8 protein-coding genes are annotated in these 10312 nt (G+C 54.3%); 1 reads left to right on the plus strand and 7 read right to left on the minus strand.

Annotation, left to right across the window (positions count from 1 at the left end):
* Positions 1-6: 6 nt before the first annotated feature.
* From AC2FEB_RS18980 to AC2FEB_RS19010, 7 genes are all read right to left on the minus strand, one after another.
* Positions 7-1062 carry a tyrosine-type recombinase/integrase gene (locus tag AC2FEB_RS18980; RefSeq protein WP_496884319.1) on the minus strand — a complete coding sequence of 352 codons (1056 nt, stop codon included), beginning with the start codon at positions 1060-1062 and terminating at the stop codon, positions 7-9.
* Between the two features lie 292 nt (positions 1063-1354).
* Positions 1355-3103, minus strand: coding sequence for a glycosyltransferase family 39 protein (locus tag AC2FEB_RS18985; RefSeq protein ID WP_496672558.1), 1749 nt, complete (start codon positions 3101-3103; stop codon positions 1355-1357).
* A 123-nt stretch (positions 3104-3226) separates the two neighbouring features.
* Positions 3227-4618: an arylsulfotransferase family protein gene (locus tag AC2FEB_RS18990; protein ID WP_496672555.1), complete on the minus strand. Its 1392-nt coding sequence runs from the start codon at positions 4616-4618 to the stop codon at positions 3227-3229.
* A 264-nt stretch (positions 4619-4882) separates the two neighbouring features.
* Positions 4883-5646 (minus strand): IS5 family transposase gene (locus tag AC2FEB_RS18995; protein ID WP_496672553.1). Its coding sequence is split into 2 segments (ribosomal slippage): positions 4883-5328 and positions 5328-5646, totalling 765 coding nucleotides; the frame shifts between segments, so codons are not numbered across the junction.
* Between the two features lie 67 nt (positions 5647-5713).
* A complete protein-coding gene (locus tag AC2FEB_RS19000; protein ID WP_496761310.1) occupies positions 5714-7165 on the minus strand; it encodes a sulfotransferase in 1452 nt (483 codons plus the stop codon).
* Positions 7165-7407, minus strand: a complete 243-nt coding sequence (locus tag AC2FEB_RS19005; protein ID WP_496677615.1) for a hypothetical protein — start codon at positions 7405-7407, stop codon at positions 7165-7167. Before AC2FEB_RS19005 ends, AC2FEB_RS19000 begins: the two co-directional genes overlap by 1 nt.
* Before the next feature lie 70 nt (positions 7408-7477).
* Positions 7478-8542: an arylsulfotransferase family protein gene (locus AC2FEB_RS19010; RefSeq protein WP_496677613.1), complete on the minus strand. Its 1065-nt coding sequence runs from the start codon at positions 8540-8542 to the stop codon at positions 7478-7480.
* Between the two features lie 758 nt (positions 8543-9300).
* On the opposite strand from AC2FEB_RS19010, the gene AC2FEB_RS19015 reads away from it, so the two are divergent.
* Positions 9301-10312, plus strand: a 1012-nt coding sequence (locus AC2FEB_RS19015) for a glucosyltransferase domain-containing protein (protein ID WP_496884320.1), incomplete at its 3' end; no start/stop codon positions are given.

Raw genomic sequence — 10312 nt, forward strand, 5'->3', positions numbered from 1 at the left:
CTCCCATCACCCCAGCAGATCCGTGGCCGGGTTATCGGCGATATCTACGTCATCATAGTATTTCTGTGCTTGTGCCATGGAACGATGCAGTGACAGCCGCATGGCGGCCTGGATCGGTGCACCGTCCAGTGCAGCTTGCGTCAGGAAGCCCGACCGCAGCCCGTGCGGTGAGGCGAAATCTTCGGGCAGCCCGGCCAGTTTCAGCCGGTGTTTGACGATCTGATAGATCGCATCCGGCGACAGGCGGCGTTTCAGCACCCGATCCGCCTTGGAGACGGGCCGGAACAGGGGACCATCTGTGATCTGCCCAACCTCGATCCAATGCACCAGCGCCTGCGCGGCGCGGCCCTTGAGGACCAGCCGCGGCGTTTCACCTTTGGCCGTGGTTTTGGTCTCCAGCAGGGATATCCAGACCACCCCATTCTTTTCGAACTCCTTGAGAGAGATATCCTCGCGCATCAAACTTGTGATTTCAGATCGCCGCCGACCGCCTGAGGCCCAGCCCAGCATCAGGATCGCCCGGTCGCGGCAATCGCGCCGCGTGCCATGGCAGGTGGCCAACAACTGCTCTAGCACGTCACGGGTGATCGGATGCGCGGATTTCGGGGCAGGGGGCCTGGCAGCGGCGCGGCGCGCCTTGGACCGGGCCTGTTTGACCTGTGGCGCGCCAAACGGGCTGGCAAGGTTCTTCATCCGATGGAAGGCCAGCCAGGAGGCAATGCGCCGGTCCAGCGTGGACGGCGCCGGGCAGGCGAGGGATTTGCGCAGCCCTTGTGCGATCAGCATCTCTGCCGTTTGACGCGCGATGTCTTCCTCTGGCGCGTCGCTTAGGTCCCGCGCGTGATCGAGAATGAAGGCAAGCGCAGTGGCCTCGGCCTCAGGCCAGTCCAGTGCGGCGGCGAACCGTGCCGCTTTCCATGCCGTGATGTAGAGCAGGTCGCGCTCATAAGCCCGCAGCGTATTGGCTGGCGTGCCACGCACATAGAGGTCGGTCAGGGCGTCCTGATCTGCCTGGGACAGGGCAGGGGAGGCGGAAGGGAGATATGCGGCTGGTGGCTTCATGTGCCCATTCTGAGCTCATTTCCAGGCAAAATCAATAAAGCATGATAAGGGGAACTTATCGGGTGTGGTAGACAGGATTTCGAAAATGCACAGCGCTAAACAATTTGGTTATATTTTGTCTATTATATCTCTAATATGATGATTTAAAGCCAAAAAAAAAGAACTTGCCAGTTCTAAACAGCTGCTCTTCCGTGAAGCTATGTATTTGTTGCGGACTTTTGGTCATTGGACGTTCCAAGATATAGAATGTCATTCAGGTCATGGCTTGGGTTTCGACTGGGAATCGCTGAGATCAATGGGTCTTTGTTCCGGGTTCAAAGAGTTCTGCGTTAGCCCGTCGTTTTTCGATTGTTAATGTTTGCCTATAGCCTCGAAGTGCTGCGCGCCGCGCATCGGATACTGTTGGGGTTCCTTCGCCCGGCCAAGTGACCAACCAGACACGGGCACTTGGATGAGCACGCAAGGCGGCCTCATGCTCCGATACAATAAAATTGGCGTCGTTGATGTAATAGAACAGAGGTGTATCCGTCCAGTCGCGTGCCTGCCGCATAAAGACAAGGTCATCAGGGCGCATTTCAGGCAGCATCGCTTGTGCAATTCCCTGGTAATCGTTTGGAGCACCGGGCTTTTGGGCGGCATAAGGTATACTGAACGCAAACACGGTGACGCATATCCCTATCGACACCAGCTTGAGGGGCGGGCGTCGGAATATCCAGACGGCACCCGCTGCACAGAGGATTAGATAGTAGGGTATGAAGAGTAAAAAGGCCCGGTCGGCCAGAACATATACCTTGTAGGACGCCACAAAAATGATCAGCGGAGAAGCCACTGCAAGAAGCCATAGGAGCAAGGTTCGTTCCTGAGGGTAGTCCAGGGTTTTCGATGGCAGTCTCGGGATTAGCGCGCGCCATGCCGTGCCCATGGTCGGAATAAGGAGCGCAAGAAAGGGTAAAACGGACATTGCCGTCAGCAATTCGGTTCGGCGGTGAGCGATTGAGGCAAGCCACAGCATGAAACAGGCCGAACAGATAGCTGCAAAACCCAAAATCCAAAAAGGGATGTTTCGCTCCAAGCTTACAACCGGCGCTTCGCGCTTTGGCGCTCTCAGGCTGGCTGCCAGCAACACGAGGGCAAAGATAAGAATAATCCAGGTCCAGGCTGGTCCGATCTGTAGCATCGGAATGATGCGGTGATCCTTCGCATATAGAAACCCAAAGGAGAAGTATTCTACCAGAAATTCGGGATTTGGATCGCGTACCGCAGCTTTTCGCGCGCGGTAAACTGCATGCGTCAGTGCTGGCGCGGACAGGATGAAGGCTAGGGCTTGTATTTGGAACAGTCTAGGGGTCCGCCACCGATGCGCAAGATATTCAACCTCTACATTGGGCCGGGGCAGAACCAATACTGTCCAGAACAGGTGAAGCAGGATCAATGGCCAGAAGAACTCGACCGTCAGAATTCCGGCCATGACCGAAGCAACATAAGCAATTTCGATTCCAGGTCTCGGTCTGCGTGTCCTTACAAGGGTTATCAAAAGCCAGGTTGCCAAGAGTGACAGGAAAGCCCCGGCAACATACATGCGGGCCATCTGGCTCCATGCGATGTGAAAGCCATGGAGCGCCAGCAATAGCGCGGCCAGGCATGCCACGGTCGATCCGAATACGCTTCGCGCGATCAGGAAAATCAGCGGGATGGAGCCCAAGGCAAACAGGACACCCGGAAACCGTAGCGCGAGATGAGAGGTTCCGAACGTTTTGGTCCAGCCCAACATGGCCACATACCACCCCATAGGGTGTGGCTCGTCATGAAAGTGCCACCAGATCGTTTCCATAAGCCCAAGTCGTGGGGGGGGCTCGGAGATACCGGGAACAAGAGAGATACCGGGAACATAGATTTCCGGATGAGAAAGACTACGGGTTTCAATTCCCCATAACCGCAAGATAATGGTCAGTACAATTGTGATTGCCAGCGCAATGAAGACGGCCACGTTTCGGCGCTCACGCCTAATTAGGAACACGCTATCTTTTTCGAGTATGCTCATGACTTCTATTTAACAAAAACAAAGTGTGCCCGGTGGTGACAGGGTCAAGTATTCTTGGACAACATTACAATAAGTGCCCTGAATTAGAAAATATTTGCGATGGGGATGCATGGGCTCGTGACCCTAACAGCCGCTGTCAGAGATGGCTTTCAGGGCTTTCTCGCCGTGAGGTTGAGATATGTAACGTGACCATCCCAGGGAATAAGTCTCTCCGTTTTGTGCCCTGTTGACGAATGTAGCGACAATCTGACCAGCGCTATTGAGTACGAATACGCGGCCACGGTTTGCTTCTTCGAAAATCAAGTGCCCGGACGGTGTGAAATCCTGCAAACCTTCCGATACTGTCGCGGCCCCCAAATCTTCCAATGCCGCACGAAAGGGGCTTTCCACTGAACCATCCTCAAAGTCATAGATCAAAGTTTCGCTTATGCCTTCCACACGTGCGCCAAGCCCGCGATCATAGGCGTTATTATTGAACACCGCGATCCTGTGATCATCAAGGATGTCCACGTCATGCTGCGACAACCAGGGGCCTGCCTGGGACCAGATGATTTCGTGGGTCGACGGCCGGTAGAGCATAACAAGAGACGGTGTGCGCAAACTCAGAAACAGGTCTCCTTTTTTCCAATGAGGCCCATTGGTAAGAACCGGCTCGATGTCGTTCAGGTGCATTGGGTCGTGATAAAAATTGGCGGCGGGGAACAGCAGGTGGCGCAAACCGTTACTATCTAAAATTTCATCCAGCGCCTCTTCGAAAACCACTTCACCTTTGGCACTTACCCGCACCAGAGATTCGCGGGCAAATTTAGGTGACAGGTTTTCAGGCCAGTCATTCAGCTTGTAACTTGGGATCCAGAAACCGCCCTGTCCGTCAGGGCTGGTTGAATGGTGAAACAAATATTCGCTTCGTGACCATCGGACGTCACCGCAAGGTGTTAACATGAACAGCGGCGCAATGTGGTTTTTGACCAGAAGATCCCCTTCTTCGGTCAGGTACGGGTGGATATAGCGAAAATAGGCGTTATTCCAGTTTTCGTAGCGTGCGAACCCATCAAATTCCGGAAGTCGGTTAACAGTGGCCAGCAACGTTTCGGGCTCTGGTGACCAGGTCCTGAGAATCTCTCCGGTCTCCAGAGACATCAACTCGATCACGTGTCGCGCCTGATCGCCGTTATAGCGGCTTATTAACAAGTACCCGGTTAGTCCACCAGAGCCAGGCGGTTGCCTCCATGACCATCCGGCGGGCAAATCTGCATCCGCTGAAAGACGAAGAAAGGGCATCATTTTAGTGTCCGGTCGCCCAATCTGCTTAATTGCTTGCCGCGCGTTCTCGGGGATTTTGGCCAGTGCCAGTGCCGCTTCACCTATCGCTCCGAAGTGATCGCCACCCCGATCTTCATTTCCCCGGTCTTCATCGAGAACGACCGCACCAAACAGGACCATGCATAACAGCCCTGTGACCAGAACCAGCCCCAAGACCCAAAGCTCGACTTTCTTAAAAAGAAGCTTTTCCATCACGGGTATTGACCTTGAGATGATCAGCTCGAAAAAAAGAAAACTTATGAATTCTGGGGGACCTTACACCAAAACAGGTCGCTTTTCAAAAAAACGCAGTCATCCCTCAGAATGCAGGCAATCACCGTAAGGGAATAAGTCACTTTTTAGTCAGGCAGTTAGATGTCTTGGGACTTATCATGTCTGTAAGAAAATATGATCAGGATGAGGGCTCCAAACCAAGCGTTCGGAGCGATTGTCATGGGCTGGATTTTCTAGGGCCAGTTAACACTTAATCATATCGACGATGAGGGCGAAGTTCAGGAAGGCGCGATACATCGCGTCGAGCTTTTCGAACCTTGTGAAGATGCGCCGGTACCCTTTCAGCCTTCGAAACAGGCGTTCGACCTCGTTGCGCCGCTTGTAGATGGTCCGGTCGTAATCCCATTTGGTCAGCCGGTTCGCCTTTGGCGGAACTACCGGAACCATGCCCAGGTCAAGCACCAACTGGCGCGTTTCATCGCCCTCATAGGCCCGGTCCATAATCATTGCGGCACCTTGGGGCGGTGACCGCCAGCGTTCCAGCAGGGCGCGGCCTTCGGGCGCGTCGTGCGCATTCCCACCAGATAGGCTGAACGTCAGTGCAAAACTGTCATTTGCTGCGATCAGGTGGACTTTGGTATTCCACCCGCCGCGTGATTTACCAATTGCTTGCGGTCCGTTTTTTTGGGCGCGCCGGTACCATCGGGATGCACTTTGACGCTGGTACTGTCGAGGCCCAGACAATCAACGGACACGCGGATCATGTGGTGCTTCTGAAGCGCATCAAAGAGCCGGTCCAGAACGCCCGCGTCGGCCCAACGACGCATCCGGGTGTAAACCGTATGCCACTTGCCGAAACGTGGCGGCAACGCCCGCCATTTGCAGCCATTCTCGGCGACAAAGAGGATGGCATTGATTACGGTCAGGTTCGAAACCCGCACATTCCCGCGCTGGACTGGCAGGTAGGGCTGGATCAGCGCGTACTGATTTTCTGTTATCTCATTCATAACAGATACTTAGCATAAAGCAGCACTATGCAATAGTGTTAACAGGCCCTAATTGTCCCGAGTTCCGCTATCTCACGGCCAGCTTATCAAGGTTAGTGTAGAGCGCGTTCGCCGTATGCAGCAATTCGGCGTCAAACAAGTGGTCAGGGGTTTGGTCTGGTGTGTTGCGAAAATAGCCGTCGAAGCACTGGCCTTTTCGGGGAAGCTCCAGCGTCTCGCACAAAGCGTGCATTGTCTGATCAGGACGGGCTCTGAGATCATCCTGCGTGACGATCAAGCATCTGTCGCTTTGCTTTTCGACGTTGTGGAAAGCAGCAATCCAGTAGTGCAGCCAGTAATCTGGTTGCTTTGGATCGATCTGGCCGGGGTCGAACGTGTCGAACTTGATGGGCCGGTGTAGCAGGCCAAATTCGAGATGCCCGATGTCCAGCATATAGCGGCGAACGAAATCATCTTCGGCCTGAAGGTTAAGAAAGTTTTTATGCTGGCGCAGCAGTGAGGCCGCATGTGCGGCCGGTCGGCGCAGCGGGACAATGATGTCGCAGCCGGGGAAATAAGACGGCAACACATTCAATCGCGCGATGTTTGCGTTATTCTTCGACAGATATCGCGCCTGCGCCTGCCCGGGGCGCCGTAGCGCAACAATCTTGTCAAAATGTCTACGCAGCCGATCACAGGCTGGTTCGTTTTTGTCACCCTCTTGCCAAAGATCGATGGCTTTCTGGTGATACTTGTCCGGCCAGTAGAGGCGCCATAGCACTTCGTCAAATGCCTCGGGGCTGTTGAGGTCAATCTCAAGCCCATCACCATGGGCCCGTTCGCGGCGTGTCACCCGATCTGATCGTTTTCCGCCGAGGACTGACCAGAGATAGGGGGCGGTGATAAATGGCATGTCCCGGTATTGGTGCGTTGCGATCACGGGCATATCGAAAAATGCGTTCAAGAGCGCGGTTGTGCCGCCTCGGGCCAGGGAAGTGATGAAGATCGGAGGTCGTGATTTCCTTGTCTTGTTGGTGAACCCAAAGACCCTGTCATCTGCGGCCGCCAGGGATTTCATTAATAATGGCGTTGAAAAAGCCAAAGCGTGAACAAGGCGGTCACCTTCCGAATAGGCTTCGGTTTCGGAGGGCTCGTTTCCGGGCAAACGCTTTGAGACGAACCGGGCGATGAGGATCGCTGCCACAGTGACGGCGGCGATATAATCAAGGCGGAGCATCAGCCCCATCACCTCATCGGTGGTTGCAAGGCCAGCAATATCAGCCAGAAGTATTGGTGCTCCGGCAGCGACAAGCGACAGGCCGAAACGCCAGGCGAGTTGCCAGACGCCTTTCAAGAGCTCGAACGCGGCGCGGCGAACGGCGACCTCTTTCTCTTCATCTGTGGTTTCCGCGTCAAACATCGCAGAAACCCCGCGAACCGAGGATGCAACCAAAGACCGGGCCGCCGGAACAACTCCGGTCTTCAATAGGCCTATTGCAAATCCAAGAACCGCCAGCAGCGAGACGCAGAAAGCGATCATCAATGACGCTCGTCAGGTGGGGTCTCAGCGGTCCTGGCGTTGCGACGGGCATTCAGTGCCCGCTTGATCGGGAACCAAAGAAAGCCGGCAATCAGCAAAACCACGACAACCAGCAGGGCCAGGGCCAGGCCAATCGCGCCGAGACCGGCTCCCGGCCCTATATACGCATGAGCTGGCGTGGCACATGCAAGGCTGACCAAAGCAAATGCAGTGCTCGCTGCAACTGAAAATCGTCTGTTCATGATTTGCTCCTGAGTAATTTCGGGTCCAACACGCCTTTATCAAGCGCGGCCGATGGCCTTTTTTGCGATTTCATTTGTCACAAGACGGCAGTGCGTCAAAGTAATCGGGCGGAACGTGAACGGCCGTTGTGATGATCGAATTGTAGTCGTCAGTCAGTATGTTCGACAATTCGCGCACCAAATCCCCGTCTGCCGTCACCTCGATCACCCGGCCCTCCATTGGTGAGGAGATCAGCCAATTGCCATTGGGCAGCCGTTCCTGCTGCCCCATGATGAAACTGTCGAAGACCAATTCGGATCCCGCGAATTTATCGCGCACCTCACCGGTTTTCATATCCATTTCAATAATGGAGGATCGGCGGCGATCGGTATTGTTCGAGTATACCGTAATTGTGCCATCGGGATGAAAATCCGCATCGTGCTGGTGCTCCCACGGTCCTGCTTTGTGCCATTTCAGACGCTTCGTCTTCCGATCAACAACACCAACCAGATCGATTGCTCGGTGTGACATGATAAGGTCACCTGCAGAGAATTGGGGGAATGCCCCGGCCCATTCCGATGGCAGGACTTCGACATCATTTGGGTGAATGATGTCCGGGATTTCATCGGCCTCTGCATCCCAGCGCCACTTGAAACCGTTGGGAATACGGAATGCCAGTTGCGCCTTAGGGTCAGGAAGGATGACGTCTTTCGCCAGGTCAATGCTCTCAAGCGTTTCTCCGGTTTCCGCATCAATCCGGGCCATTTGCTGATCGTGCCCGCCATCCCAGATTTTGGAGGTCCAGGTCCAGAAGCCGCCAAGGTTGGGATCTTTGGTCAGCGAATGGTGAAAGACCATATCTGTGCGCCGCCATATGATGTCGCCGCATGTATCAAACCTCGCCATGCCCATGCTGTCGTCGAAATTGGCAAGGATCGACCCATCGGGCAGAGGGCGAATGGCGTGCACGAATTCGGCTTCGTTCCCACCTTCGATAACTTTTGAATGATCAATCTTCCACGTGTGCAGCACGTTGCCTTCGGTATCGATGAGGTCCGTGAGATAGCCGGGCGCGGGATTGGCGATCCGGTTGATCAGCACATAACCGGGCGCGACTTTATCAGCCTGGTGCACGACGTATGAATCGGATGGCATGCGCGCCGGGCGCTGGAGGTAGGTTCCACCCGGGACTATATACCCGGTGGCTCTCCACGATCTAATGGCCTCTTTGGTCTCTGAGAATGCCTTCCAGGGCTCCCAGTTTTTGTGGGTCGTCCACATCCCTAAAATAAACGAAAAGACAGCAACGAGTAAGATTGCGGAGATGTATGAAACAATACGCATTGGCGAAACCTGGATTACAATCGTTACTGTGTATTTGTCCTCCGCAGCCCGAGCCAAGTCAACGCATGAGTCCCGGCGCGTTGCCATTGGCGCTGAACTCTGACCTTTTTGTCTGAATACTCCTGATTGTTCGTGATCGTTTGCCCGTATTGACTAGTTGTATTGTGCTTTCCAAGACGTTTAGGGAATATGCGATTTGGGAATGTGAAGCTGCCATGGCTGCCGTGAAAGCGGGGCTGATACTTTCGCGGGAAGTTACTTCCTATGAAGCTCTGTTAGCCGGATAACAGCGATGAGAAACCTTTTGGCTTCAGGTGTCTAACTCATTTGGGTGATTGCGCCAGTTTCGACAATAACACTCTGAGCGATACCCGGTATTGAGGCCATGCTTCGAACGGGGAATGCACTGGCGGGATCAAGAAACGGCATCTGGAGTCCAAATGGATTTGTTTTGCAGAGGCTGGGAGTGGATGACACATTGAGAAGTAATGACTAAAACAAAGACAATGGTTTGAGAGAAGGTGTCGTTTGGTTTTATTGGTTTATGCGGTTTTTGATTGGGCTCCTTTATGAGTGATGATACCAGAGCGCCAGCTTGGGTTTTGTTGCTTACGGCTGCGGTTCTCGCAGCTTTACTTTTTTTGCCGACCGTCGGGATTGGCGTCGTGCGGTCCGGTTTCAATCCGGATGAGTGGAGGTTTGCCGCCGGTCTCGAGCGCGGATTTGCCGAGGTGCATGGTCGTTGGTCGACTCATTGGGCGCACGAGGAACTCTTTGGCTGGGATACGCCAATTGCATTTCTGATTTTTGTTATTTTTGCCGCTCTGTTCGGGGTCTCCGTCCTTATCGCACGCCAGTCCGTGGTCAGAACGGGTTCAATTATGATGATCGCCGCTATTGTGGTGGTTTTTCTGGCAGGGTCTTCTCATGTTTATTTGACTGAAATCCTGCATTATCAGACGCAGGCCCCATGGTTCAGCCTTGGCCTTATGGCTTCTGTTGGCGCGATGACTCTGATTGCGCAGCCGCATGCGCAATCAGTCGGAGGTATGGTTCTGCGCATGATCGTGGCCGCCGAGCTTCTGGCGATTTCGATCGGCTTCTATCAAAGCTACGCGCTTATGGGCTTTCTCATCCCGGCTATCGTCTTGATCCGGATCGACGGGTACGACCATCGTGAAAGCGTGCTCTGCATCTTCCGCGTTCTTGTGGTTTCTGTTGTCGCTCTGGCCCTGTATCAACTGCATCTGCGGGCGACCATTTCCATTCTGGATCTCAGGGCAAATTTCCGTTTTGCAGGCGGGGTGGAGTCGACAGTGATTTTGGAAAAGTTGTCCGCGTTGCATCGGATGGAAAGGCTTATCCATAGCGGTGGGCTTTTGGGAGTGCCGCAGCCATATCGCGGAGTTTTCCTGCTTGGAACGGCGGCTGTCTGTGGGTTGGTTCTTATGGCTGCCCTGAGCGCGCTTCTCGCCCCACGCGCCTTCCCTGGCGGAGGATGGTTCGGAGCGTTTCGTGTGTTTCTCGGTGGGTTCGGCGCCCTGTTCATATTGCCGGTTCTGATCTGGTTCCTCTATCCGG

The organism is Ruegeria sp. YTSC106, from assembly GCF_059609765.1.